This is a genomic window from Peribacillus sp. V2I11, from assembly GCF_030817135.1.
Classification (GTDB): domain Bacteria; phylum Bacillota; class Bacilli; order Bacillales; family DSM-1321; genus Peribacillus; species Peribacillus simplex.
This window is the reverse complement of record NZ_JAUSYW010000001.1, coordinates 4,401,634-4,426,664: the sequence shown is the minus strand read 5'-3', so window position 1 is coordinate 4,426,664 and position 25,031 is coordinate 4,401,634. Positions and strand designations below refer to the sequence as shown.

Genomic DNA, 25,031 nt, shown 5'->3' with positions numbered 1-25,031 from the left:
TTATACCATAATAATCGTAATAAAGGAAACAAGCCGTTCATCAACAGACTAAAAGGGCCGGCACCTGTATGCATGAATCATGCACATGTGCCGGCCCCTCCGCTTACATGATTGTAGCTGCAGGTTCGTTTGAAATCAAATCAATGATTTTGTTGTTTTCATCCATAATCGCAACTTTTGGTTTGTGATCTCCCAGTTTATCCTCTGAAACCATCACATAAGAAATGATTATCACGATATCATCCGGCTGCACCAGTCTAGCTGCCGCTCCATTCAAACACACTACACCGCTGCCCCGTTCACCCGCAATCACATACGTTTCAAGTCGTGCACCATTATTATTATTCACGATGGCGACTTTTTCATTAGGCAGAATACCCACCGCATCAATTATGTCTTCATCAATCGTAATACTGCCTACATAATTCAAATTAGCTTCAGTTACCCGTGCACGGTGGATTTTTCCATTCATCATCGTTCGAAACATCTCAATTCCCCCTGATCTTATGAATTATTCTACATATAAGGTGATATTATCAATTAGTCTTGCATGCTCGAACTTAACAGCCATTGCAATGATGACGTTTCCTGCCAGCGATTCAAGTGGATTAAGTTCCGGGTATTGATAGACTTCAATATAGTCGATCACTCCACTTGTATGGGCAGCGATATGTTCACTTACTAAGGCCATGACGGTTGCTGCATTTCTTTCACCTGATTCAACCGCCTGTTTGGCCTTTAATAAACTTTGGTACAGCTCTTTAGCCTCCATGCGTTCTTGATCTGATAGGTTAACATTTCGCGAGCTCTTCGCTAACCCATCTTCTTCGCGAACGGTATCTACAGCAACAAGCTGGATAGGGAAATTAAAGTCTTTGATCAGTCCATCAATAACGGCGACTTGCTGGGCATCCTTCTTACCGAAGTAAGCTCTATCAGGAAGGATGATATTGAAGAATTTCGTTAAGACTGTCGCTACACCATCAAAGTGTCCAGGCCTTTGCCTCCCGCATAATACATCCGTCCTGCTTTGGACAACAACTTTCACAGATGGTTCTTCACCGTACATTTCGTGGACTGTTGGATAGAAGAGATAATCCACTCCGCCATTGGCTGCGACATTTTCATCCCGTTCCAAATCCCGCGGATATGTTTCAAAATCCTCATTGGGTCCAAATTGCATTGGATTCACAAAAATACTCAATACCACAATATCATTTTCTTTGCGCGCCTTTTCCAAAAGGGTTGCATGCCCCTCATGTAAAAACCCCATTGTCGCTACATAGCCAATACTTTTGTGATTGTTTTTTTCCTCTCTAAGTGCCAGTTGCAAATCGGCTGCTGATGTAAAAATTTTCATCTTTTCCCACCGTAAAGTTCAGAAAGCTGCTCTTCCTTCATCGTAAAAGTATGTTTTTCCGACGGAAAATCCTTAGATTTCACTTCATTCACAAAGCTTGTAATCGATTGGCCAATCAGTTCATTTGCATCTCCATAAACTTTTACGAATTTCGCTAGCCGGTCTACCCCATACTTGATGACATCATGGTAAACGAGAACTTGACCATCCGTTTCTGCGCCTGCCCCAATTCCAATGGTTGGAATTCCGAGGTTCCGTGTGACGAGTGCCCCCACTTGATATGGAACACATTCAAATACTACTGCCATAGCCCCCGCCGCTTCACACTTTCTCGCATCTTCCAAGAGCTGCGCTGCACTTTCGGCATCTTTTCCTTGCACTTTATATCCGCCCAGAACGCCGACTGATTGAGGAGTCAAGCCGAGATGGGCTACAACCGGGATCCCCGCCTTGGTCAATGCTGATATTTTTTCAACAACATCATCCGCTCCCTCAAGCTTTACAGCATCCGCATGACCTTCCTGCATGATTCGGGCTGCATTCTTGAGTGTTTCATCCATAGATAGGTGATAGCTCATAAAGGGCATGTCCGTCACGACAAAAGTATCTGGTGCCCCTCGTTTTACCGCCTTTGTATGATGGATCATGTCATTCACCGTAACTGGAATCGTTGAGTCATATCCCAATACGACCATTCCTAAAGAATCGCCGACTAAAATCATATCTACACCTGATTGTTCGGCTAACTTTGCTGACGGGTAATCATAAGCCGTCAACATGACAATTTTTTCTTGATTTTGTTTCATTTTCAAAAAATCTCCGGACAATTTCATTACGTTTCCTCCTTTTGATGGAGGAGATGAAAACATCAGCGAAAACTGGTGTCTATACATTCATGCGCAAAAAAAGACTGACTAAAAAAGTATCCGCTTCGCTACGAAAAATGGCTTTAAAAAGCCACAAATCGATCAATAAACAGACTTATCTTTTTAGTCAATCTTTGTTTCATCAGAAGTTTCATCCCTCCGTCCCCGTCCAGTTCTCTGGATCAAGGCAGATTTTCAAATAAGTTGGTATTCATGGGGGTGCAGTTCACATGAGATACTGCCCACTTGCATTATATCAAGCCAAATTGAAAATTTCTATTTAATTTTCACGGATTTGACAAAAATCTACTGAATTTCAATATCTGCAGAATATATCGAATGTACGGTTCCTTTTCCGTCTTCAAGAAGTAAAACGCCCGAATCCGTTATGCCCAATGCTTTTCCGACAATCGTGTCATTAACGGTACTGGCTTTGATAACCTGTCCAAGGCTGATCGCATAACTCTCCCATAAATCCTTTATTGGCATGAAGCCTTGATCTAAATAGAGTTCGTACAAATTTTCCAGACGAAACAATGCTCGTTGAATGACCTTGGACCTTGAAACCGTCCCTCCACTTTCTATGAGAAGGGAAGACGCTTTTTCCTGCAGTTCTTCAGGAAAATCCTCCAATTGCTGATTGATATTCATTCCAATTCCGATAATGACAGAATGGATTCTATCAGACTCCGCCTGCATCTCCGTCAGGATGCCCACCACTTTCTTGCGATTCACCAAAATATCATTCGGCCACTTTATTTGTGGCATCAAATCAGTGGTATCCTCTATAGCCTGAGCTACAGCGACCGCGGCCAATAATGTAAGTTGTGGAGCCTCATGAATCGGGATTTTCGGTCTTAGGATGAGACTCATCCATATGCCGCTGAATTTTGGGGAATGCCAAGATCTCATTAGCCTTCCTTTTCCGGATGACTGCTCCTCGGCAACGACGAGGGTTCCCTCCTGAACGCCTTCATTTGCTAGTTGATGCGCAATTTTTTGAGTGGATTCTACAGTTTCCTGATAGTGGATCATCTTGCCGATCGTTTTTGTTTCCAAGCCAAGTTGTATTTCGCTCTCGGACACTTTTTCCGGCGCTGATATGATCCGGTAACCTTTTTTCCTAACGGCTTCTACATTATAACCTTCACTGCGCAGGTCTTCTATATGCTTCCAGACGGCTGTGCGCGAACAGCCAATGTATTCAGCAATTTCCTGACCGGATATAAACGCACCATCCGCTTTTGAGAGGGCTTCCATCAGCTTTGTTCTTAACTCAGATTGCATTTCACAAGCCACCTCTTTATTTCTTCTTTATCATTTCTTAATTCTTCATTCAAGACAGCTTCCAATATTTTTTCCAAGTATTCTTTGACCCATGGACCTGGCTTTTCTTGATGCCAATTCAATAAATCCGTCCCTGTAACGGCAAGTTCCGACATTTGTTTTATAATAAGTTCATTGTAGCGTTGATGTGCATTCTCCTCCGCATCCGATACATTACCTCCAGTCAGTGCCGCCTTGACTTTAGCAGCTTGTACAGTTACACAATGACCTGCCTGAAATATATCGATGGCTGATGGTTCCTTCTTCACTAGCTGTATCGTACGTTGAACGTTTCTTATAGTTTTCAGTGGCAGTTTCCATGCCCTCAAAGCCTCTTCCATTTCCTGATCCTTTGTTTGAACCATGATTATGGACCATATTTCTGCCGCTTTTAGCTGATGAAGCGGCAGGTTCAGCAAGTCCATTAAATGATCCTTTTTACTGGAGAATTGAGGCAGGTATTGATATAATCCGCTTTCCAGCAAAAGTGAGAAAGCCCTTATCCTATTGGGGCCGGACACTAGCTTCTCAAATTCAACCAGGATTCTTTCGACAGCGATTTCACTGATGATAAGGGCGTTCTCTTTAAGGGAATCAAAGGTTTCTTGATCCAGTTCAAAATCAAGTTGACTGACGAACCTTAGAGCACGCATCATTCTCAATGCATCCTCATGAAACCTTTCATGCGGGTTGCCAACCGTGATGATCCTTTTTTCCGCCAAATCACACTTACCATTAAATGGATCGATGACCTTTCCGGTCTTATCCATTGCCATTGCATTCATCGTAAAATCTCTTCTTTGCAAATCCTCAGTCAAAGAACGGACAAATTGCACAGCATCTGGTCTGCGAAAGTCCGAATACCCGCTTTCCGTTCTAAACGTTGTAATTTCGTATGTACCCGTATCCGTAATGACAAGCACTGTTCCGTGGTCGATCCCGATATCAGCCGTATTAGGAAAAATCCTTTTGATTTCCTGCGGTGTTGCGGAAGTAGCGATGTCCACATCGTTTATAGGCCTGCCAAGGATATAATCCCTTACAGAGCCGCCAACGAAATAAGCCTCGTATCCTGCTTCTTCAATCAATTCCAGAATGGGTACTGATTTTAAGAATAACCGATCCATCAGCATACCCTCCCTATTCCATGGATTTACCTTCAAGTGCTTGAATGTAGATGGCTTCATACTCTGACATAATCGTATCGGAGTGAAAATCAGTATTGGCCCTTTCCAGCGCAGCTTCAGAAAGGCGTTTATGTAAAATCGGGTCGCTTAAAAGTCCAATCGCCTTTTCCGCAACCATTTTGACATCTCCCAATTCACAAATATAACCAGTCTCCCCATCAACGATGACTTCAGGAATTCCCCCGATATTCGTCCCGATACAAGGAACTCCACATGCCATCGCCTCAAGCAGCACAAGACCGAAACTCTCTTTTTCAGATAACAGGAAAATCAAATCACTGATTGAATATAATTCGGCAAGGTTATCCTGCTTACCAAGAAACAAGACCAAATCATCGATTCCAAGATCTTTAGCCAATTTCAATACGGTTGTCACTTCCGGCCCGTCTCCTACGAGTAGAAGCTTTGCAGGCATTTTCCTTTGAGTTAAATAAAACGCCTGGATGACGTCTTTCACTCGCTTGACCGAACGGAAATTCGAAACATGTATGATCACTTTTTCATCTTCACTGATTCCGTATTCATCCTTAAGGTAATCGGAATCAGATTTATGGTAATCTCTTTCATCAATAAAATTATAAACGGTTTTGATTTCCTTATCCGGCGCGATTAATTCGTGCGTTTGCTGAACTAGGGAATTAGATACTCCTGTAACGACATCTGATTGCTCTATCCCGAATTTTATCAAATTGGTCAAAGAGGGATCATGGCCTAATACGGTTATATCCGTACCATGCAGTGTGGTTACGATCTTTACTTCATTACCTGACATCTGCTTTGCAAGGATCGCACAAACAGCATGTGGAATTGCATAATGAACGTGGAGGATATCTAATTTCTCCCGTTTCACGACATCCGCTATCTTGCTCGCAAGCGCCAGATCGTATGGCGGATATTGAAAGACTGAATATGAGTTCACTTCAACCTGGTGATAAAAAATATTACAGTACATCTTATTCAAGCGGAAAGGGAGGCTTGAAGAAATGAAATGTATTTCATGTCCTTTTTCTGCAAGCATCTTACCTAATTCAGTTGCTACGACACCAGAACCCCCAACTGTAGGGTAACAGGTAATTCCAATTTTTAATTTCATAAGATTATTTTTCTCCTAACAAGTCGGCATCGATCAGTAAAGGTTTTTTTGTCATGAATCCCTCCGCATAGGCGACACCCACTTCTTTACCGAACATCCGCTCCCGTGCCTCGACAGTCTCGATATAGCCATTAACTAGCGGTGTATCTACAGATACTTGACTTTTTTCGAATTGGCTGACATATGCCCTAAGACTATCCATCTTTTTCGATATTGTAGAAGTGATGTCCACGACGAAGTCCGGTTTGTGAAACCCATTGATCATATAATAGTACATATTTTGGACACGATGAGAATCAAGGCCTTCTTCTTCCATATACTTTCTTACTCCTGCCGAAAAAACTGCTTCCTCGACTAATTTGGCACAGTTGCCATGATCGGGATGGCGATCTTCCAAAAATGGTGCAAATACAAGGGCAGGTTTATATTGGCGAATGACCTTAATGATTTGATTTATGTATTCCGCTTTCATGTATAGTCCCCGGTCGGGTAGATCAAGGGAAATCCTCTTCACCCCAAGGGTTTCAGCAGCCTTATGCGCTTCCTCTTGCCGCAATGGAACGGTTCCATTGGATGACATTTCAGCTTTTGTCAAATCACAAATGACAATTTTCCTGCCTTGTTGCACATATTTAGCGATCGTGCCACCCATACCGATTTCAACATCATCCGCATGTGCGCCGAAAGCCAGGATATCTATGTTACTTTTGCTTATCATTTATCTCACCTTGTTTTTGCCGTAGTTTTAGCCAGTCCATATACCCATGTTTCAAACCTTGTATCAGCACTTCTGCCGTGCCCATATTTGTCGCCAAGGGAATTTCATATACATCTGATAGGCGTATAAGCGCCGATACATCAGGTTCATGGGGCTGTGATGTCAAAGGATCGCGGAAAAATAGGACCATGTCCATTTCCCCGCGTGCAATCATTGCACCTATTTCCTGATCCCCGCCAAGAGGTCCTGAATGAAAACGATGGACAGGCAGTGATACCTCTTCCATGATTCGTTTCCCGGTCGTACCTGTTGCAAATAATTCATGATGCTCAAATACAGCTTTATAGGCTGTTACAAATTGAATGATATCTTCTTTTTTCTTATCATGGGCAATTAAGGCAATTTTCATCGTAAATCCTCCTGATCCCTATTCGATAATATTTTCCAGACCGTATACAAGAACATCCAATTTCATGACTGTATCGACAGCAAGTTTGACTCCTGACATGAAGGACGCTCGATTAAAGGAATCATGCCGAACAGTCAATAGCTCTCCATCACTTCCGAAAAGCACCTGTTGATGGGCAACCAGTCCCGGTAGCCGTACACTGTGGATATGCATGCCATCTACATTTGCACCTCTTGCCCCCTGGATGGTTTCTTTTTCATTAGGGTGCCCCTGTTGTTTTGTTTCACGTACCGCTGCAATCATGTCTGCCGTTTTGGAAGCAGTGCCAGAAGGGGCATCCAGTTTTTGATCATGGTGCATTTCTATGATTTCCACATCCGGGAAATACTTGGCGGCCATTTGGGAAAACTTCATCATCAAAATGGCTCCAATTGCAAAGTTTGGCGCGATGATGCAACCAATGCCCTTTTCTTTTGTTAATGAATCCAGCTTCGCTAAATCTTCCTTAGTAAAACCAGTCGTTCCCACTACAGGGCGGATGCCATGATTAAGTGCCGTTTCGGTATGGAACATCCCCACTTCCGGTGTGGTCAAATCGATCAATACGTCCGCCTCTATAGATGAAAAGCATTCATTTATATCCGAAAAAACCGGTGCTTCAATACCGTGAAAACCTTCTATTACGGAGAGGCTCTCCCCGTTATGCTTGCGATCTATGACAGCTGCCAATTCAAACCCTTCTGTCCTATGTACAAGCTTCACCGCTTCATTTCCCATTCTGCCACGTGGACCAGCTACAATCACTTTCACTTTACTCATCTTTACCTTCCTCCTCCATTTTCTCTTCTTTTCTTGTCCATCTATCTTTATCGCGGGTTGTAAACTTTTCCATGACCGAATCATGCGAGTTTTGAAGGTCAATCCCTAAAGAATTCGCAAAACAAATCAACACAAAAAGCATGTCCCCTAATTCCGCTTCAATCGTATTCTCTTCCTCTGTTGCCTTCTTTGGTTTTTCACCATGGTAATGATTGACTTCCCTAGCCAATTCCCCAAGTTCTTCAGACATGCGGGCGAGCATGGCCAGAGGGCTGAAATATCCTTCTTTAAATTGTCCTATGTATTGGTCGACTTCCGTTTGCATTTGCTGGATCGTCTTTTGCTTTTCCATATAGTCACCCATTCTTGATTTTCGTTTTCAAACATCATACCTTCTCCATGTTAGCTAAAAGTGAAACAGATGACAACAGATACGTTCGCAAATCCAAATTGCCCATAGTTGGTTAATTAGTTATAATAAGTAAATTGATGATATGCAAACCTTTGGAGGTATGGGACATGCTTTTGGGCTTAAAATTGAAAAATATTATATTCATCCTTTTTGGGGCTGGAATCTTCGCCTTTGGCCTCGTGCATTTTAACATGCAGAACAACTTGGCCGAAGGCGGATTCACCGGTCTCACCTTGATTATATATCAACTTATCGGAATAAATCCTTCATATTCTAATTTGATTTTGAATATTCCCTTATTTTTAATAGGGTGGAAATATTTAGGACGATCATCTTTCTTTTATACGATTATCGGAACGGTTGGCCTCTCCGTTTGGCTATGGGTTTTCGAGAGATACCAAATCGAAATCGATCTCGGGAACGACTTGATGCTGGTGGCATTGTTTGCCGGGGTCTCTGTTGGTGTCGGGCTGGGCATAATCTTTCGTTACGGCGGGACAACAGGCGGTGTGGATATAATCGCCCGTTTTGCCCATCGTTACTTAGGGATGGGCATGGGACGGACCATGTTCATCTTTGATGCCGTCGTCATTGGCCTTTCGATCCTTACCTACCTGGATTACCGGCAAGCGATGTATACCCTCGTTGCCGTATTTATAGGTGCCAGGGTAATCGACTTTATGCAAGAAGGAGCCTATGCTGCTAGAGGTGCAATGATCATTAGTGATAAAAACAAGGAAATTGCTGAAAAAATCATGAATGATATGGAGCGGGGCGTAACCGTATTAAGGGGATATGGGTCCTTTACACGCAATGACCGGGAAGTACTCTATTGTGTTGTTGGGAAAAATGAGTTAGTCCGCTTAAAAAATGCCATAACATCGGTGGACCCTCATGCATTTGTATCAGTAAGTGAAGTGCATGACGTATTGGGTGAGGGCTTTACCCTTGATGAGAACAAGAATCCCATTGAAAGGTAATTCATTGATTTATGGCATACCGATGGAATGCAATCCTTATGAATTTTGCCCTGTCTAACTGAATTTTATTAGCAATGTGTAACAAATACTTTTAAAAATGAAAAAGGACCCCCTCCCAAGAGAGGCTGCTGAAAAACTCACATTTTACTAACTAGTACGGTAAACCAAACTAAAAAAAGACGATTCTCATTCGATACTTGAATGGAAATCGTCTTTTTTTGCTTCTGTGTGTCACTTTTTCAGGCTATTAATTTCAATATTCTTTTCAAGTTAACGGTAAAAATAGCCATTGCTCCTTGTAATTCCATGCCAAGTAGACCCGAGCATTTTGCAACATCATACCCGTGTCTGTGTTTCAATTCACTGTTTTTCGCTTCTATTTTATAACGTTCTTTTGATTTTTCTTTAAAATACTCACTTTCCTGGAATGTAGCCTGTTCTGTATGTTCATTGGATTTAATACTGACAGAATAGGTCTTGCTTTTCGCTCCTTCTTTATAACAGCCCTCTTTAAAGGGACAAATCTTACACTTTTCTACATCGAAGTAATAGGTATCTGTTTGATTCGTCGCTACATCTTTTTTGCCCTGGCGAGCTTTCCTGATAGCCAAATGCCCAGCCTTACAAACGTACATTCCTGCATCCTTGTTAAATTGAAATTCCTCTTCCTTCTTCCGGAATCCCTGTGTAACAGAAGGATTCAATTTTGCGACTAGTTTAATGTTATTTTCTTCACTGTATTCAATATTTCCCTTCTCTGAGTAAGCTGCATCCCCAATCACGGTCTCAATCACCATACCGGCTGCCGTGCTCTTTTCAATCAATGCCTTTAATTCTTTACCGTCCGTTTTTTCACCTGTAGTGATAGTTGCAGCTGTAATGATTCGCTCCTCACTCATCACAAAATGTGTTTTGTATCCAAAGAAAGAAGGGTCAGCACTCTTGTGGCCAATCTTGGCATCTTGGTCTTTGGAGATCCTTAACTGTTCGATATCAACGGATACCGTTTCCTTTAATAATTTAACTGCTCTTTTACCTTTGGATATTGGGTGATACGCCCTTCTGTTTCCACTACCTCGATGAGCTTCTGGCAATAAGTAATTTCATCCTGCAATACATCAGTAGTGGTTTTGGATGGGAATTTATTTTTCATCTCTTCATCTATCGAATAGATTACTTTTCTTAATCTTTTAGATTGGTCCATCAATATTTCTTTTGGAGTCTTATGATTGTATCTGGCTTTCGTGTGGGTGGCATCCACAATAATCGTTTTGTTTTTAATGATTTCCTTTTCAATCGCAATCTCAACGGTTTTATGAATGAGCATATCCAAAAAGTTTATGTCTTTTAAACGGAGCTTTCGAAATTTCGTTAAGGAGCTAGGGTAAGGAGCTAGGGTCAATAACTGGATCTTCTGGAGCCATGCCGAGGAAATATTTAAAGGACATGTCATACCTGGAACGCTCAACTATATCCACATCTGATAGGTCATGAATGGTCTTGAGCAGCAAGTATTTAAACATACGTATTGGATCGACAGCATTCCTATGAAGACAGTAGTTGTCCCTCAATTCTTCCAACACAAAAGAAAAGTCAATAAGTTCATTGATCTTGCGTAACATGTTATCCTTTGGAACCACTACATCATAAATGGCCATATACGGACAAAAAAACCATAGATGTTAGTTTTTGAATCATCGTACTCACCCACATAAATTTATTACCTTGATTATATAAAACAAAAAAGGTAGAGTTCCTCAGAATAAACTGAGAAATCTACCTCAATTGGCCCGGAAGGGACTTTTTCAGTGCCCTCTCCCAAGATGGTGTCCTTTTTCAAATTAATCTTCTTCCCTCATTCCAGTATACATGAGCAGAAGACGAACTAATTCCAGTACGGCTACAAGAGCGGCAGCAACATAAGTCATCGCAGCAGCACTTAATACTTTTTTCGTTTCCCGTTCTTCATCATTCCGGATGACCCCAGCGGAAACGAGTTGATCCATCGCCCGAGAAGAAGCATTGAACTCAACCGGCAGGGTTATCACTTGGAACAATACAGCGGCTGCCATAAATACGATGCCCGCCAATAGCAACCCAGGAAGTGAAGCTAACATCCCGATTAAAATCAAAATCCAAGATATGTTAGAGCCAAAGTTAGCTACCGGTACTAATGCATGGCGGAAACGCAAGAATGCATATGCTTCTTTATCTTGAATCGCATGTCCAACTTCATGGGCTGCAACCGCTACACCGGCAACTGAATGGCCGTGATAGTTATCCGTTGATAAACGCACCGTTTTATCCCTTGGGTCATAATGGTCAGAAAGCATTCCAGGTGTCTCTTCGACTCTGACATTGAACAGTCCATTTTGATCCAGAATTGCCCGCGCCGTCTCAGCACCATTCATACCAGATGAGGCCGATACCTTTGAATATTTTTTATACGTGCTTTTCACTTTCATTTGTGCATAAATCGGGATTAAAATGATAATCGCCAAATAAATGAAATACATGGTATCCTCCTATAACTATTATTACTCTTAATTCTATGGATTGAAGGCAACCGTGTCAAATATAGTGTTCTCTTCCCCTGTCTTTTTAATCATTATGTTCTTTCCTTGGTTTTTCCCTATCACCTTTATATTTTCTCCAGCCTACATAAGAAAGCGTCATGATAATGATTGAGCCTGTCGATATGATGACCCACCAAAGGGAAGGGTCTGCATCATCTTCCCCCATATCATCAAAAATGGAGGTTAGTTCGTTTTGCAAAGCATCCAGTTCCTTTTGACTTTCTCCATCACTGATTACTTCCGGACGGTATTGGTTGATGTATTGAATTCTCGTGTCCAGTTGCTGCATCGTTTCTTTAGAAAGGTCGACTTTCAAGCTTGGATATATCATTTCATATTGTGATAGGAATAAGTTCAATTGGCTATTGAATGTAATTGTGTCTTGATTGATCGCGGCATTCTTTGTCTGCTGGAAGGAATTCATCATTTGATCCTCCATCTCTGTCCAAAGGGGCTGATGGGTAGACTTGACCGCATCAACAACAAGCCGGAACTTTGTAACAGAATTAACCTTTTCGGAATCTCCCTTGTTCATATCCTTTATTGTCATCAACGCCTCATTATGAGCTACAGTGATAATTCGAAGTTCGTCCATGTCAAGGATCTGCTCTTTCGCTGTCTCTTTTAAAAACCGGTCAGAAAAAAACGTCAGCATCTTTTCCGAATCTCCATATCGCTTCAACTTGGTCATTTCCAAGGCTCTATCGGAAATGTTATCTAATTGCTCCAAACTTGAAGAGGATTCTGCATAGACAGGGAAATGTAAGACGACAAATAAAACAGCAATGGTTAATATGAATTTTTTCAACATGCTACTCGTCCCTCCTCATATCTCTACTAAAACGATATGAAAGAAAAAACATGAGTAGACCTCGTTCAACATAAAAAGTTAACCCTGCTTTTACAAAGCTCTATTTAGAGTTAACTTTTTAATGGATGAAGGATAGAGTGATTCGCTTTTTTCTATATCCAAAGTACCAGCCGACAAAAATGGAAAGTATACTGAGCCAAAAAGTGAAATAACCTATCGAATTCATATATACCAATAAATCACGGTATATAGGCATCATTTCAAAAACATAATCGATTATGTCATTATGTATGGTCCAAATCCCTGCCACTATCAAATGCCATGGTTTTATACGATAAAATGGTGCATATAATACCCCTTGTATCGCCATCCCAAAATGAGAAGCCATTAACATATAGCCTTCCCAGGGCAATGAACCTGTTGTCACGAAGGTCATCAAATTCATTACAACTGCCCATATGCCATATTTGAATAGGGTTATTATAGCCAATGCTTCCATAAGTCCGAAATTCCTTCTTAACAGGAACCCCAACAAAACAAATACAAAAAACAGGCTAGCTGTCGGGCTGTCCGGTACAAATGCCAAAAAAATCGCCGGAGTGTTTTCCAATTGACTACCGTACCAATAATATCCATAGGCAGTTCCGAATATATTTATTATTAATAACAAAGCGAGCATTTGCCGATTTGCAAGCCAACTGTAGATAACATTCATTTCTTTTACCCTCACTTAAATTCTCATGTATACCCATTTTACAGGCCATCATCTAGAAAACCAAGTATTCATTTCAATTTCTTCTCATTTACACTTCAATTTACCAATAAAAAAGCCGACAACCGTGGTCGTCAGCTTCTTTTGCAGCATATGAAAGAAAATCTGTTGATGGCTATATTATTTTGTCGATAAACCCGATACAAATTCAGCTAATGTTGCCAATTCTTCATCTGTACCTTTGAACATGCCAGCTGGCATGGCGCCCTGGCCTTTGACTGCGATTTTAGAGATTTCTTCTGGCTTTAACCCAGTGTCAATCAAGCTTGGCGCTCCTGCTCCACCAGTTAATTCTGCTCCGTGACAGCTAATACAGCCATTAGAATCCATCAGTTTATACCCATCGCTCTCTTTATCAATGTCTGCACCTTCCACGATTGCTCCTTGCTTCTTGGAAGCTTCCCAATCGTGATGGGCTGCGGACTCCCATGTTAAATAGAAAACGCCGGCCATTGCCAATAGCATGAAGCCTACAGCAAAAGGACGTTTTGCTGGACTCCGCTCTGGACCACGATCTAGAAAAGGTGCCAAGAGCAATGCCCCGAAAGCCAAACCAGGTATTACCATGGACCCGATTGCATTATAAGGACCTGAAGCATAGGTATACTTAAGTAATTGGTAAAGGAATAGGAAATACCAGTCCGGCAGCGGAATATACCCTGTGTCTGTTGGATCTGCTATCCTTTCCAATGGTGACGGATGTGCGATTGTCAGGCAAAGATAACCTACAAGAAATACAGCTCCTACCATCCATTCTTTTAAAAGGAAATTAGGCCAAAATGCTTCAGTTTTCCCAGGATATTCTGAATAATCTTTCGGAATATTCGGTTTACGGTCCGCGGAGATACGCGAGTCACCTACGAATTTCATACCTTTCCCACGATGCATTGAACAATTCCCCTCCTTTATGAAAAGGTTTTTTTGGTTTTTGGTTCACCATTCTTTTATAGCGGACCTGAAATACCTTGTTTTCGGATCATCAGGAAATGAGCCGCTAGTAAAGCAAATAATGCTGCTGGCAGGAAGAATACATGAATTGCAAAGAATCGTGTCAATGTCTGTGCTCCAACTATGGTTGGATCTCCTGCTATCAATGTCTTGAGTGCCGGTCCCATTAACGGTACCGATTCGACAATTGTCAAAGTAACTTTCGTTGCGAATAGCGCTTTCATATCCCATGGCAATAAATAACCAGTCAAGCCTAATGCCAGCATGATGAAGAAAATCAATACGCCGACCATCCAGTTCAATTCACGCGGTTTTTTGTAAGCTCCCTGGAAGAAGACACGAAGAGTATGTAAAAACATCATAACGATAACTAGACTTGCTCCCCAGTGATGCATACCACGGACAATTTGACCGAAGGCAACTTCATTTTGTAAATAATAAACAGATTCCCAAGCGTTTTTAATGTCCGGGACATAGTACATCGTCAAGAACATGCCTGACAAGATTTGGATGACCGTAATAAAGAAAGTTAACCCACCAAAACAATATACGAATGCAGAAAAATGATGTGCGGGGTTAACATGTTCAGGAACCTCATGGTCAGCAATATCCCGCCATAACGGCGTAATATCTAAACGCTCGTCCACCCAGTCATATAACTTTGTTAGCAATGTTTACGCCTCCCCGTGCGGTTTTAGTTGACCCAAATAAAGTATTCCATCTTTTTCTTTCGTGTCATAGACATCCAATGGTGAAACCGGCGGTGTCCCTTTGACATTCATCCCATCTTTCGTATACCTGCCATAATGGCAAGGACAGAAAAATTGATTCGGATTAGTCTTATCCGTATTCCAACCTACCGTACAGCCTAAATGCTTACAGATTGGAGATAAAGCAACGATATTACCATCATCCGTTTTGTAAACCCAAGCTGTATTTGTTTCTTCAGACTCATACCACCCATCGACCTGTTTAAAACTAAAGTCGACACGGGTTGGTTCGGTAGTCAGTTCACTTACCTTCTGTTTAGTTGCAACGTAATCCCCGCCTTTATCTGCTGATAATACAGGATCGATTGCAAACCTAACCATAGGCATCAACATACCGGCCGCCATAAATCCACCAACGCCAGTAAGTGTGTAATTAAGGAATTGACGTCGTGAAACATTATGCTTGCTCATGCGTTTTCCCCCCCTCTATTACTATACTGAGAGCCCAAAGGACCAATTAATAGCGACACTATAAAACTAGGACATTTCCATGATATCTCAATAATTTACCAAGGTCAATATTTGTAAAACCCAAAAGGTGGCAACTATGTGTCAAATAATGCGAAAAATCCTACTTTTTTTCATTTTTCCAATTATAAGAGAAAACATCAAGGATTTGGAGAACTTGTTGGTTAATCATTTCCCTTGCTTGTTCAATTTCAAGCCCCTCCAAGGGGATGGCAGGAATCCATACTAAATTATTTTCCAATTCCCGCTCTTCCTTTTTCCACTCAAAATCCGATGTAAGAAAAAAAACATGCTCGAAATCATTTTCTTTCACTTCATTGGCCCAACGCTTTAACCGCTCAACCTTATCCATTTCACCACTCAAATAATGAAATGTTGGCAATAAAAGAATTCTTCCTTTCATCTGCTTTTCAATTTCCAAACTTAAAATGGTAAGAAACTCATTCATTGAGCCCGTTTGCTTCATTTGCCCTTTAAAAGATAGGGGAACCAAAGGAATCAAAACGGTATCCACATACTCTTTTGACTGCATATACATATCAAGATCTTTTGCTGTCCACTTCATGTTTTTTCTTCACTCCCGATTTTTTAAATCAACTCCTTATCATTTTACCATTATTTTTATAACATCTTTACCATATACCCATAGTCTTTACAAAAATGTGGATTTTATCAATGTTTTATAAAAAATAAAAACCTTTCCTGATTACGGAAAGGTCAATTTATATCATCCAAGTACTTTTAATTGATTCAATTGTTCGGTTAAGTTCTTAAATGCTTGCTCATCATGCTTATCAAGGGCTTCGTCGATTTCCTTGAGCAGACGGTCCCTTTGAAAATACAACATGCTTCTTTCTAAAAATTGTTCAGCCAGCAGCTGATCTTTTTCATTTGATGCCGTTGATTTCGGCATGAAGGGATTGTGCTCGAGTACCGCTGCATATTGATAGGAAGAGTATGACGATTTAAAATTGAGCTGAATATATATGTCTTCATCCCGATTTAAACGAATATCATGAAAAGATTTCTCTGCATCGGTCGTCATGATATTGGACTTATAGAACCTGAAAGGGACTTCATCCACACAATGTGTCGACATAATCAGTCCACGTGGGCAATATTGTGCATTTTCTACAAAATGAACCTTTTTCATTAGTTGATCATGACTCATTAAGTAATTCAATATCCACACGCATTCTCTTCGTTTCAGTTGATAATGATTTAAAAACCACCGAATAAAATCCTTCTTCTCATTCACAGAAACAGGGGCAGCCACCATGAATTCCCTCCTCTGTCTTGATTTAGTTTTGTTTCGCTTATCTACATTTCATCTGTACTTTCACTTAGCCGCTCCAAAATCATCGCATACTCATCATTCGCTGGGTTCATCTCAAGCAGCTTATTAAATACTTCTCTAGATGTGGCTCTGTCTCCTTCTTCAATTAAAAAGAAACCATAATCTTCAAGGAAATCTTGATTGTTCTTGAATGAATTATATGCTTTATGATAGCTGGTTAATGACTCTTTAAATTGTTCAGTATGCTGATAAGATACAGCAGCTATCCATTCAAACTGCGGATCATCTTCTCCATATCGCCTAACTTCACCAATACACTCCAATACATCTTCATACCTTTCGTGGTGCATATACAATTTCAAGAGGGTAAGTGCAGCTTCCAGGTATCCCGGATCAATGGCAAGCGCTTCTTTAAATAGACTTTCCGCCTCTTCATCATGCCCGCTCTTCAAGGCTATTTTTCCGCCGAAGAAGTAAAGTTCCTTATTGAATTCATCAGCCTTGATTCCTTCTTTGACCGTTTTCAAGGCATTTTCCAGATCTTCAAGATGTTCATAACTCTTTGCCAGGTATAAATATAAAGAATGGTATTCATGATCCAATTCTTTCAGTTCAATAAACTTTCGTACGGCTGTCTCATAAAGACCTGCCTGAAAAGCTGTAAATGCATATTCAAATAGGGTATTGATTTCAAGTCCATCATTTAAGGCCTTTTCAAAGTGCGGAAGGGCCTCCTCGAACTTCCCTGAACTGCTTAATGCTTCAGCAAGCCTCTGATTGACATTAACACCAGCGATTTCTTGTTCCTGTTCCAAAACTTTTATGTAATTTGCAATTGCTTCCTGATCCCTTCCTTGATGAAAGAACAGTTCAGCTAGTGCAAAATCAATGATGATCTCATCTGGAAGCATTTCCTTTGCCTGCAGTAATTTCCGTTCGCTGACCTCATCCATACCCTGTAATTGATAAAGGTCCGCTTCCAAAAGCAAAGCACTGGGATATACTTCATCATCTGCACTTACTTTTTCAAGCATTAGCATCGCTTCATCTTCCTGGTCCATGTCAATCAGGATTTCCGCCAACGAAACAATCAATTCTCCTTCATCGGGATAGAGTTGCAGCAGATGTTCAAAAAGATCCTTTGCCTCCTCCGCAAAACCAAGCTGGAGCATTTCTTCGGCCAGCAACAATATGTCCTCTGCTGACTCTGATGATTTAATTCGATTTATATGTTTAAGAGCTTCTGTTAATTCCCCTTTTTTTAAATGCTGTATAACTTGTTCCACTGTGTTCATTGTTGAATCCCCTTTTGCATGTTAGACTTGGTCCCTAGTCATACACACTCACGCCATAATGTTACATACCCTGCCAATAAGAACAAAATATCCATGTAATCGCGAGATGCATAGTAAACAGTATTCATTAGTTTACCATACTGTAGCCCTGTATTCCATTGATGAAGTCCCCCTCCCATTCTCATTAAAAAAAGGTTACTAGTTAATTCTCCACGCTACGGTCAATCTCCTTTTTGATCCTGAACCACTTTTTCAATATTTTCACTGATCAATACAGGTAGAAAAAGCCTGAATGTTAGCGCTTTCAACACTTTCAAGCATTTAAAAAAAGTTTACAGACCAAATAAGGTATGTAAACTTTTTTTATATTCACTTTATCAATTGCGTCAAATGCCCAAAAAATTGTGGATATGATACATCTATGGCATCAGGGTCAGCAAGTTCCACTTCCCCATCCGTTATCAAAGCCGCTACAGCAAGCATCATCCCGATACGGTGATCTCCATGGCTTGTAACCATACCCCCATTCAGGGCTTTACGTCCTTTGATGATCAATCCGTCTGCTGTTGGGGTTATATCCGCCCCCAGGATGGAAAGCTCATTTGCAACAGTATCAATTCGATTCGTCTCTTTCACTTTAAGTTCTGCTGCATCCTTGATTGTCGTTATCCCTTCAGCCTGTGTTGCCAGAAGTGCAATTACCGGTATTTCATCGATGAGACGGGGAATTAAATCACCGCTGATGGTCGTTCCTTTTAGTCGGGAGCTTCTGACAGTGATGTCCCCTGCAGGTTCACCCTCGCTCGTCTTCTTCTCTATCGTAATATCCGCCCCCATCGATTTCATGACTTCAATGATTCCAGTCCTTGTCGAATTAAGGCCCACATTCTTTAACACCACTTCACTATTTTCCGTGATCGCTGCAGCCACCATGAAGAAAGCCGCTGAAGAAATATCACCCGGCACATGGATGGTGGTCCCATTGAAGACCTGATTTCCGCTTACTTTAATCGTTTGACCGTCCTTTTCGATTTTCCCGCCAAACTCTTGGATCATTCGTTCTGTATGATCACGGGTCTCTTCCGGCTCGATAATAATCGTTTCACCTTCTGCCTGTAAACCAGCCAAGATTATCGCTGATTTAACCTGCGCACTTGCTACAGGCAATTCATAGCGAAACCCTTGTAATTTGCCTCCTCTTATGAAGAGAGGGGTGTATTCGGCTCCTTTTCTGCCATCAATGGCTGCTCCCATCTGACGAAGTGGGTTGACTACCCGGGTCATTGGACGTTTGGCTATCGATTCGTCACCTGCCAAAACGGCCGAAAAGTCCTGTCCTGCCAAAATGCCCATCATTAACCTGATCGTGGTACCCGAATTTCCGACATCCAGCACTGATTCAGGTTCCGTTAATCCTTTAAAACCTTTGCCTACAATTTTGACGTGCTGGCCATCTTGTTCAATATGGACTCCAAGCTGCTTAAAACAGGAAATCGTACTTAAACAATCCGCTCCTGGAAGAAAATTAGTGACTGTCGTTTCCCCCTCGGCAAGGGCTCCGAACATTATCGAACGATGGGAGATCGACTTATCTCCAGGTATGGCGATCGAACCACGTAATGTTTGGATGTTCGTTTGTAATTTTTTTGTATTCATAAAACCATCCTTCCCTATTAATATTATGCCAGGATCGTTTCATAATCTGTATGTCTTGAAATACACTCCGCAGCTTTAATGCGATCAACATCCGTTTGGAAGCTGATGACCAGCACACCGTATATCTCTTCCCTGGTTTCAATGATCCTTATGTTTGTAATGCTGATACCTTCCTGTGCCAAATATCCGGTAATCTCAGAAATTATTCCGGCATAATCCGGTATATCAATATATAAATCATAAAACGCTGGTATGGCGCCTTTCGCATGTGTTGGCAAATCATCCCTGAAAATCTTGGCATCGGTAAAGAATCGAAGGATTTCTTCACTATCTTCATTCGCAACCAGACCTTTTATATGCTCCATTTCATTCAGCCAATCATTCATTAATTCAAGTAGCACATCCCGGTTATGTAACAAAATGTCACGCCACATTTCCGGACTGCTTGAAGCAATTCTTGTAATATCCCGAAACCCACCTGCTGCGAGCCTTGAAATCAATTTATTTTCCTTACTGTAATTTTCTGCCTGCTTAACGAGCCCCGATGCGACAATATGCGGAAAATGACTAATGACCCCAGTCAGCTTATCATGTGTGGCAGGACTCACAACCAGAAAGTTCGCTCGTGTCCCTTGCAGCCACCCTTTCAGCTGCTCAACTTTTTCTTCTTCGATGGTATCTCCGGGAGTAAGCAAATAAAATGCATGTTCGAATAAATGTAATTTGGCTGCCGCAGCACCGCTTTTATGGGAACCAGCCATAGGGTGCCCCCCGATGAAGGCCACCCCTTTATCTATCAATGGTTTTGCTGCCTTAACGACTGTATCCTTCGTACTTCCTGCATCCGATATGAGGACATCAGTTTTTAAATCCATATCAGCCAATTGAGCTAAAATCTTCACGGTTTCATTGACAGGCACAGCAAGTAGAATCAAATCAGCTTCACATGCTCCCGCTTCCAAGGATGATACAGAATCATCAATGATCCCCAATAGCATCGATAGTTGAATATTCTTTTCACTTAGGTCCGTACCAACAATCACGGCTTCAGGATGTGCATGGCGTACAGCCATGGCCAGTGATCCGCCAATTAGACCTAGACCTATTACAAAAACCTTACCCTTCACTCTTCTCTCCCCCGCATCTTTTATGCTCCTCTAGGTTTGATGAAACGTTAAAGCAGCGAATCAGAAGGTGCCTCAACTTCATTCAAAAAAGTTTTAATAGCATTAATCATTCCTTCATTTTCTTCCGCAGAACCAATCGTTACCCTCAGGCTGTTAGGAAATCCGAAAGATTTCCCCGACCTTGCAATGTACCCGCGCTCAAGCAAATATTGAAACACTACATCGGCATCCTGTTTAAAATGGATAAAGATGAAATTACCTTGTGACGGGTAATAAGCTAAATTTTCATTTTTGCAAAATTCATAGTACCGCTTGAGCCCTTTTTGATTTTCTTCTTTGCATTTTTCAATGAAGGCTTGATCTTCCAAAGCGACGATAGCAATATTCTGTGCGAATGTGTTGACATTGAATGGTTCCCGGGAAGGATCTAGTTTCTGAATAATATCCTCATCCGCCAAACCGTACCCTACCCTAAAACTCGCTAGTCCATAAATTTTTGAGAATGTCCGGAGTATGATCAAATTTTTATATTTATTAATCCATTGATTCGTTCTCGGGTAATCCTCGGCCGTTGCATATTCACAATAAGCTTCATCCAAAACGATAAGAACATCTTCCGGCACTTTTTCGATGAACGATAATAAGTCCTGTTCCGAAATGTATTTACCTGTTGGATTATTTGGTGTACAAAGCCAGACAACCGCTGTATTGTCATCTATTACTTTAAGCATTCCTTCTAGATCATGCGCACCGTCAATATGAGGAACTTCCCTGATTTCCGCACCTTCTAGCGTGGCATTATGGCGATACTGCGAAAAAGTGCCTGTTGCCATGACCGTATTCTTTCCAGCTCCCAATAGACTCCTGGAGATGATTTGAATGTTCTCATCAGATCCATTTCCAAAAATAAGCTGAGTTTCTTTCACACCTGTATGTTTTGCAACAGCTTCCCTAAGCATCGTTGCATATCCATCCGGATAGATGGCAAACGAATGGGTTGAATTCCTAACCGACTCCTTGACCTTTTCCGAACAGCCAAAAGGGTTTTCATTTGAAGCTAATTTCGTGATTTTTTCCAACCCGTATAATTTTTTCACTTCATCAGTGGATTTTCCCGGTTGATAAGACTTCAAGGAAAGGACCGCTTCATTCCATTTCATGTCAATCACCTCTATATTTTTATATTTTTATCACTTTAAAGTAAGAAAGTGTGAGAATAGTATATCATATTCATAGCTTTAAAATCATCTTATATCTGCTTTGTCAAATCTGGCCGTAATACCGTAGCCCCTGCCTGGTATACATGCTGTATCTCTTGTTGAGATTTCGTCGTATTTACGTGGATCATGACCCGGATGCAAAATGGCAAGGAATTGCTCACCGGTATTTCTTTCATGCATGTAACCGGTACATAAGTCCAACCTTCGAATTTCCTCAAGGCTTTGGCAGGGAAGACAGAACGAATCTCTTCCGTAGCAGAAAAAAATACAGAAGCCACCATATCGGGATCAATCTCGTTGACCTGAATGATCTCTGCCATCAACTTTTCGACAGCGGAAATCACTTCCATTTCTGTGTCTCTTTCTACTGTAGTGGCACCCCTTATTCCTCTAATCACACATAGTCCCCCTTCTCCTGAACTCTATATCATATCCGCCATTTCCTCTATCAGCTCAGAGTCGCCAATATCCATTAATTGCGGTGACCCCACTTCGTTTAGCAGAACAAAGGTAGCTGCATCATTGACTGATTTTTTATCCGTTTTCATTAATTCTAGTAGAATTGCATGTTCAAGTCGGGTTGGAATGGTTATTTGATAACCTAAAGAAGAAACCCAATTAATGAACTCATCTAGTTTAAAATCGAGATCCACTTTCTTTCTGCTTAATTTAAGAGCATATACCATCCCGATTAAAATGGATTCCCCATGCGTAAAGTTCCCATATCCCATTGAACCTTCCACTGCATGTCCAAGTGTATGACCAAAATTCAAAAAGGCACGAATGCCGTTTTCTTTCTCATCCTCTTCGACAATTTTAGCTTTAATGCCAATCCCTTTTGTAATCATGGTTAGGAATTGCTCATCCGTTATATCATTCAAATCAACAATATTCGACTTTAACCATAGATAAAACTCATTATCGGCTATCAAGGAATGTTTAATGACTTCTGCAAAACCTGACCTTAATTCTTTAAGAGGCAGAGTTTTTAAAAATTCAAGATCATAAATGACCGCTTCAGGCTGATGAAAGGCCCCAATCATATTTTTCCCTAGCGGGTGATTGATGGCAACCTTGCCGCCCACAGCACTATCGTGGGCGAGCAAAGTAGTCGGAACCTGTATAAATGGAATCCCTCTCATAAAAGTAGCCGCAACGAATCCAGCCAAGTCACCGACTGCACCACCGCCAAGGGCGATAATCAATGACTTGCGATTGATCTGTTGGGATAAGCAGAAGCTTTGGCATTCATAAAACACATCGAATGTTTTAGCATGCTCCCCTTCTGGCACTACATGATGCAGGACCGGTTTTCCCGTCTTGATCAGGGCGTTTTTCACAGTCTGCAAATGAAGTGCCGCCACTTTCTCATCAGTTATGATCAGAATCTTGTTTAGATGATTTAATTCATGTGTTATTAATTCAGGCAATTCATTTATTGCCTTCTTGCCAATTAAAACCGGATATTGCTTGGAAGCCGTTTTTATTTGGATGGATTCCATGATTAAAACCCCTTTACTTCTTCCCGATATGATCTTATGTATTCTGCTAATTGCTCATAACGATCTGAAGGGAATTGATCTACGATGGCAGCCGCCAGTTCCCATGCTACTACCGCCTCAGCAACTACTGCTGCGGCTGGAACCGCACAACTATCGGAACGTTCGACACTTGCTTCAAACACTTCCTTCGTATCAATATCAACACTTTTCAAAGGTTTATATAAAGTGGGAATCGGCTTCATCACACCGCGTACAACTATAGGCATCCCAGTTGTCATACCGCCTTCAAAACCACCAAGGCGATTCGTTTTCCGGTAATAACCCTGTTCTTCGTCCCATGCGATTTCATCATGGACATCACTGCCGAATAGATGGGCCGCTTCAAATCCAAGACCTATTTCCACCCCTTTAAATGCATTGATGCTCATTATCGCTGCGGCTAGTTTTGCATCAAGCTTACGGTCATAGTGCACATAACTTCCCACACCCACCGGCATTCCTTCTACAATGACTTCAACGATGCCGCCGATGGAATCTCCTTTTTGTTTCGCTTCATCAATTGCATCCTTCATCTGCTGCTCTACGTTTTTGTCAAAACATCTAACAGAAGATTCTTCTGTTTCTTGTTGCAATTGCTGAATCGTTTCGTATTTTGGCGGTTCTGCCTTCACTCCGCCAATTTCCAAAACATGCGATGCCACTTCTATCCCCAATAAAGACAATAGCTTTTTAGCGACAGCACCTGCTGCCACCCTTACTGTCGTTTCACGGGCTGAAGAGCGCTCCAGAACATTTCTCAAATCGCGGTGCCCATATTTAATCCCACCGTTCAAGTCGGCATGACCAGGACGAGGCCGGGTGATTTTACGTTTAATTTCTTCAGCTTCCTCTTCGGAAAGCCCTTCACTTCCCATAATCTTTGTCCAATGCTTCCAGTCATCGTTCTCAACCACCAAAGCAACCGGTGAACCGAGTGTGTAGCCATGTCTGATTCCCGAAGAAATAAAAGCCTGATCTTTCTCGATTTGCATCCTTCTTCCACGTCCATGCCCTTTTTGCCGGCGTCCTAATTCTTGATTAATATCCTCATTCGTAATCGGCATTCCTGCCGGTAATCCTTCAATGATAGTAGTCAGTTGCGGACCATGTGATTCTCCCGCTGTTAAATATCTCATCTTCCAGCCCCCTTTTAGCACTTTAAAGTGTATATGTATCAATATACCACAATTTTATGAAATGTGGGTATATGTAAAACGTAAAAACCATATTGTTTGAATTTAATCACTTTTCGTTCTATTTTACAAGTACTTAAACATTTTCGATATAGTTTAATCGTTCAAATTGAAGTTCTACTGGATTTGCTATTACTCGACAAACGAAAAGGGACTGAATGCTCATTTGCAGTAACAGTCCCTTTTT

26 protein-coding genes and 1 pseudogene are annotated in these 25,031 nt (G+C 41.4%); 1 reads left to right on the top strand and 26 read right to left on the bottom strand.

The features are described from left to right. Nucleotides 1-103: 103 nt before the first annotated feature. From panD to QFZ73_RS21650, 10 genes are all read right to left on the bottom strand, one after another. Nucleotides 104-487 carry an aspartate 1-decarboxylase gene (gene panD, locus QFZ73_RS21695; protein WP_054400285.1) on the bottom strand — a complete coding sequence of 128 codons (384 nt, stop codon included), beginning with the start codon at nucleotides 485-487 and terminating at the stop codon, nucleotides 104-106. A gap of 24 nt (nucleotides 488-511) precedes the next feature. Next, nucleotides 512-1,360, bottom strand: coding sequence for a pantoate--beta-alanine ligase (gene panC / locus QFZ73_RS21690; RefSeq protein ID WP_251430524.1), 849 nt, complete (start codon nucleotides 1,358-1,360; stop codon nucleotides 512-514). After that, nucleotides 1,357-2,193 carry a 3-methyl-2-oxobutanoate hydroxymethyltransferase gene (panB, locus tag QFZ73_RS21685; protein ID WP_307270531.1) on the bottom strand — a complete coding sequence of 279 codons (837 nt, stop codon included), beginning with the start codon at nucleotides 2,191-2,193 and terminating at the stop codon, nucleotides 1,357-1,359. The genes panC and panB overlap by 4 nt, the downstream gene beginning before the upstream one ends. Before the next feature lie 339 nt (nucleotides 2,194-2,532). Next, on the bottom strand, nucleotides 2,533-3,513 hold the full coding sequence (locus QFZ73_RS21680) for a biotin--[acetyl-CoA-carboxylase] ligase (protein WP_251430518.1): 981 nt from the start codon (nucleotides 3,511-3,513) through the stop codon (nucleotides 2,533-2,535). After that, entirely contained in the window at nucleotides 3,498-4,679 is a 1,182-nt protein-coding gene (locus QFZ73_RS21675; protein ID WP_307270527.1) for a CCA tRNA nucleotidyltransferase, read from the bottom strand. The genes QFZ73_RS21680 and QFZ73_RS21675 overlap by 16 nt, the downstream gene beginning before the upstream one ends. A 13-nt stretch (nucleotides 4,680-4,692) precedes the next feature. Then, complete coding sequence (bshA, locus tag QFZ73_RS21670; protein ID WP_251430513.1) at nucleotides 4,693-5,832, bottom strand: N-acetyl-alpha-D-glucosaminyl L-malate synthase BshA; 1,140 nt, start codon at nucleotides 5,830-5,832, stop codon at nucleotides 4,693-4,695. 4 nt (nucleotides 5,833-5,836) lie between these two features. Continuing rightward, nucleotides 5,837-6,550, bottom strand: coding sequence for a bacillithiol biosynthesis deacetylase BshB1 (bshB1, locus tag QFZ73_RS21665; protein ID WP_307270523.1), 714 nt, complete (start codon nucleotides 6,548-6,550; stop codon nucleotides 5,837-5,839). After that, entirely contained in the window at nucleotides 6,534-6,959 is a 426-nt protein-coding gene (locus QFZ73_RS21660; protein ID WP_251430504.1) for a methylglyoxal synthase, read from the bottom strand. The genes bshB1 and QFZ73_RS21660 overlap by 17 nt, the downstream gene beginning before the upstream one ends. A gap of 18 nt (nucleotides 6,960-6,977) precedes the next feature. Beyond that, the gene (gene dapB / locus QFZ73_RS21655; protein WP_251430501.1) at nucleotides 6,978-7,778 is read right to left on the bottom strand and encodes a 4-hydroxy-tetrahydrodipicolinate reductase; all 801 of its coding nucleotides are present in this window, start codon (nucleotides 7,776-7,778) and stop codon (nucleotides 6,978-6,980) included. Next, nucleotides 7,771-8,130, bottom strand: a complete 360-nt coding sequence (locus tag QFZ73_RS21650; protein ID WP_307270518.1) for a nucleotide pyrophosphohydrolase — start codon at nucleotides 8,128-8,130, stop codon at nucleotides 7,771-7,773. Before QFZ73_RS21650 ends, dapB begins: the two co-directional genes overlap by 8 nt. Before the next feature lie 167 nt (nucleotides 8,131-8,297). Between QFZ73_RS21650 and QFZ73_RS21645 the strand changes: the two genes are divergently transcribed. Next, entirely contained in the window at nucleotides 8,298-9,170 is an 873-nt protein-coding gene (locus tag QFZ73_RS21645) for a YitT family protein (RefSeq protein WP_307270515.1), read from the top strand. A gap of 239 nt (nucleotides 9,171-9,409) precedes the next feature. Here QFZ73_RS21645 and QFZ73_RS21640 read toward each other — a convergent pair. From QFZ73_RS21640 to aroC, 16 genes and pseudogenes are all read right to left on the bottom strand, one after another. Continuing rightward, nucleotides 9,410-10,847, bottom strand: a pseudogene (locus tag QFZ73_RS21640) (IS1182 family transposase). 164 nt (nucleotides 10,848-11,011) lie between these two features. Then, on the bottom strand, nucleotides 11,012-11,686 hold the full coding sequence (locus QFZ73_RS21635; RefSeq protein WP_063233228.1) for a zinc metallopeptidase: 675 nt from the start codon (nucleotides 11,684-11,686) through the stop codon (nucleotides 11,012-11,014). Between the two features lie 85 nt (nucleotides 11,687-11,771). Beyond that, entirely contained in the window at nucleotides 11,772-12,557 is a 786-nt protein-coding gene (gene ypjB, locus QFZ73_RS21630; protein ID WP_034307968.1) for a sporulation protein YpjB, read from the bottom strand. A 118-nt stretch (nucleotides 12,558-12,675) separates the two neighbouring features. Further along, nucleotides 12,676-13,272, bottom strand: a complete 597-nt coding sequence (gene lhaT, locus QFZ73_RS21625; RefSeq protein WP_251430495.1) for a lipoprotein heptaprenylglyceryl N-acetyltransferase LhaT — start codon at nucleotides 13,270-13,272, stop codon at nucleotides 12,676-12,678. 177 nt (nucleotides 13,273-13,449) lie between these two features. Next, a complete protein-coding gene (locus QFZ73_RS21620; protein WP_063233225.1) occupies nucleotides 13,450-14,217 on the bottom strand; it encodes a menaquinol-cytochrome c reductase cytochrome b/c subunit in 768 nt (255 codons plus the stop codon). A 56-nt stretch (nucleotides 14,218-14,273) separates the two neighbouring features. Beyond that, nucleotides 14,274-14,948 carry a menaquinol-cytochrome c reductase cytochrome b subunit gene (qcrB, locus tag QFZ73_RS21615; protein WP_034307974.1) on the bottom strand — a complete coding sequence of 225 codons (675 nt, stop codon included), beginning with the start codon at nucleotides 14,946-14,948 and terminating at the stop codon, nucleotides 14,274-14,276. A gap of 3 nt (nucleotides 14,949-14,951) precedes the next feature. Beyond that, entirely contained in the window at nucleotides 14,952-15,458 is a 507-nt protein-coding gene (locus tag QFZ73_RS21610; RefSeq protein WP_251430492.1) for a QcrA and Rieske domain-containing protein, read from the bottom strand. 160 nt (nucleotides 15,459-15,618) lie between these two features. Beyond that, entirely contained in the window at nucleotides 15,619-16,080 is a 462-nt protein-coding gene (locus tag QFZ73_RS21605; protein ID WP_251430490.1) for a YpiF family protein, read from the bottom strand. A gap of 162 nt (nucleotides 16,081-16,242) precedes the next feature. Then, nucleotides 16,243-16,794, bottom strand: a complete 552-nt coding sequence (locus QFZ73_RS21600) for a ReoY family proteolytic degradation factor (RefSeq protein WP_063233222.1) — start codon at nucleotides 16,792-16,794, stop codon at nucleotides 16,243-16,245. A 41-nt stretch (nucleotides 16,795-16,835) separates the two neighbouring features. After that, nucleotides 16,836-18,107, bottom strand: coding sequence for a tetratricopeptide repeat protein (locus QFZ73_RS21595; RefSeq protein WP_251430487.1), 1,272 nt, complete (start codon nucleotides 18,105-18,107; stop codon nucleotides 16,836-16,838). A 369-nt stretch (nucleotides 18,108-18,476) separates the two neighbouring features. Beyond that, the gene (aroA, locus tag QFZ73_RS21590; protein ID WP_251430484.1) at nucleotides 18,477-19,763 is read right to left on the bottom strand and encodes a 3-phosphoshikimate 1-carboxyvinyltransferase; all 1,287 of its coding nucleotides are present in this window, start codon (nucleotides 19,761-19,763) and stop codon (nucleotides 18,477-18,479) included. A gap of 23 nt (nucleotides 19,764-19,786) precedes the next feature. Further along, nucleotides 19,787-20,890, bottom strand: coding sequence for a prephenate dehydrogenase (locus QFZ73_RS21585; RefSeq protein WP_251430482.1), 1,104 nt, complete (start codon nucleotides 20,888-20,890; stop codon nucleotides 19,787-19,789). Between the two features lie 47 nt (nucleotides 20,891-20,937). Further along, on the bottom strand, nucleotides 20,938-22,050 hold the full coding sequence (gene hisC / locus QFZ73_RS21580) for a histidinol-phosphate transaminase (RefSeq protein ID WP_307270492.1): 1,113 nt from the start codon (nucleotides 22,048-22,050) through the stop codon (nucleotides 20,938-20,940). 89 nt (nucleotides 22,051-22,139) lie between these two features. Next, entirely contained in the window at nucleotides 22,140-22,508 is a 369-nt protein-coding gene (aroH, locus tag QFZ73_RS21575; RefSeq protein ID WP_251430476.1) for a chorismate mutase, read from the bottom strand. Between the two features lie 24 nt (nucleotides 22,509-22,532). Then, nucleotides 22,533-23,612 carry a 3-dehydroquinate synthase gene (gene aroB, locus QFZ73_RS21570; protein ID WP_307270488.1) on the bottom strand — a complete coding sequence of 360 codons (1,080 nt, stop codon included), beginning with the start codon at nucleotides 23,610-23,612 and terminating at the stop codon, nucleotides 22,533-22,535. A gap of 2 nt (nucleotides 23,613-23,614) precedes the next feature. Then, the gene (gene aroC, locus QFZ73_RS21565) at nucleotides 23,615-24,787 is read right to left on the bottom strand and encodes a chorismate synthase (protein WP_251430473.1); all 1,173 of its coding nucleotides are present in this window, start codon (nucleotides 24,785-24,787) and stop codon (nucleotides 23,615-23,617) included. Between the last annotated feature and the right edge of the window lie 244 nt (nucleotides 24,788-25,031).

Excerpts from the sequence above, each read along its gene's own strand:
- aroA (WP_251430484.1), bottom strand. The coding sequence starts at position 19,763 with ATGAATACAAAAAAATTACAAACGAACATCCAAACATTACGTGGTTCG.
- QFZ73_RS21645 (WP_307270515.1), top strand. The coding sequence starts at position 8,298 with ATGCTTTTGGGCTTAAAATTGAAAAATATTATATTCATCCTTTTTGGG.
- bshB1 (WP_307270523.1), bottom strand. The coding sequence starts at position 6,550 with ATGATAAGCAAAAGTAACATAGATATCCTGGCTTTCGGCGCACATGCG.
- QFZ73_RS21650 (WP_307270518.1), bottom strand. The coding sequence starts at position 8,130 with ATGGAAAAGCAAAAGACGATCCAGCAAATGCAAACGGAAGTCGACCAA.
- QFZ73_RS21660 (WP_251430504.1), bottom strand. The coding sequence starts at position 6,959 with ATGAAAATTGCCTTAATTGCCCATGATAAGAAAAAAGAAGATATCATT.
- QFZ73_RS21620 (WP_063233225.1), bottom strand. The coding sequence starts at position 14,217 with ATGCATCGTGGGAAAGGTATGAAATTCGTAGGTGACTCGCGTATCTCC.
- aroC (WP_251430473.1), bottom strand. The coding sequence starts at position 24,787 with ATGAGATATTTAACAGCGGGAGAATCACATGGTCCGCAACTGACTACT.
- QFZ73_RS21680 (WP_251430518.1), bottom strand. The coding sequence starts at position 3,513 with ATGCAATCTGAGTTAAGAACAAAGCTGATGGAAGCCCTCTCAAAAGCG.
- ypjB (WP_034307968.1), bottom strand. The coding sequence starts at position 12,557 with ATGTTGAAAAAATTCATATTAACCATTGCTGTTTTATTTGTCGTCTTA.
- QFZ73_RS21605 (WP_251430490.1), bottom strand. The coding sequence starts at position 16,080 with ATGAAGTGGACAGCAAAAGATCTTGATATGTATATGCAGTCAAAAGAG.
- dapB (WP_251430501.1), bottom strand. The coding sequence starts at position 7,778 with ATGAGTAAAGTGAAAGTGATTGTAGCTGGTCCACGTGGCAGAATGGGA.
- QFZ73_RS21610 (WP_251430492.1), bottom strand. The coding sequence starts at position 15,458 with ATGAGCAAGCATAATGTTTCACGACGTCAATTCCTTAATTACACACTT.
- panC (WP_251430524.1), bottom strand. The coding sequence starts at position 1,360 with ATGAAAATTTTTACATCAGCAGCCGATTTGCAACTGGCACTTAGAGAG.
- lhaT (WP_251430495.1), bottom strand. The coding sequence starts at position 13,272 with ATGAATGTTATCTACAGTTGGCTTGCAAATCGGCAAATGCTCGCTTTG.
- panD (WP_054400285.1), bottom strand. The coding sequence starts at position 487 with ATGTTTCGAACGATGATGAATGGAAAAATCCACCGTGCACGGGTAACT.
- aroB (WP_307270488.1), bottom strand. The coding sequence starts at position 23,612 with ATGGAATCCATCCAAATAAAAACGGCTTCCAAGCAATATCCGGTTTTA.
- QFZ73_RS21600 (WP_063233222.1), bottom strand. The coding sequence starts at position 16,794 with ATGGTGGCTGCCCCTGTTTCTGTGAATGAGAAGAAGGATTTTATTCGG.
- panB (WP_307270531.1), bottom strand. The coding sequence starts at position 2,193 with ATGAAATTGTCCGGAGATTTTTTGAAAATGAAACAAAATCAAGAAAAA.
- hisC (WP_307270492.1), bottom strand. The coding sequence starts at position 22,050 with ATGAAATGGAATGAAGCGGTCCTTTCCTTGAAGTCTTATCAACCGGGA.
- QFZ73_RS21635 (WP_063233228.1), bottom strand. The coding sequence starts at position 11,686 with ATGTATTTCATTTATTTGGCGATTATCATTTTAATCCCGATTTATGCA.
- bshA (WP_251430513.1), bottom strand. The coding sequence starts at position 5,832 with ATGAAATTAAAAATTGGAATTACCTGTTACCCTACAGTTGGGGGTTCT.
- QFZ73_RS21595 (WP_251430487.1), bottom strand. The coding sequence starts at position 18,107 with ATGAACACAGTGGAACAAGTTATACAGCATTTAAAAAAAGGGGAATTA.
- QFZ73_RS21675 (WP_307270527.1), bottom strand. The coding sequence starts at position 4,679 with ATGGATCGGTTATTCTTAAAATCAGTACCCATTCTGGAATTGATTGAA.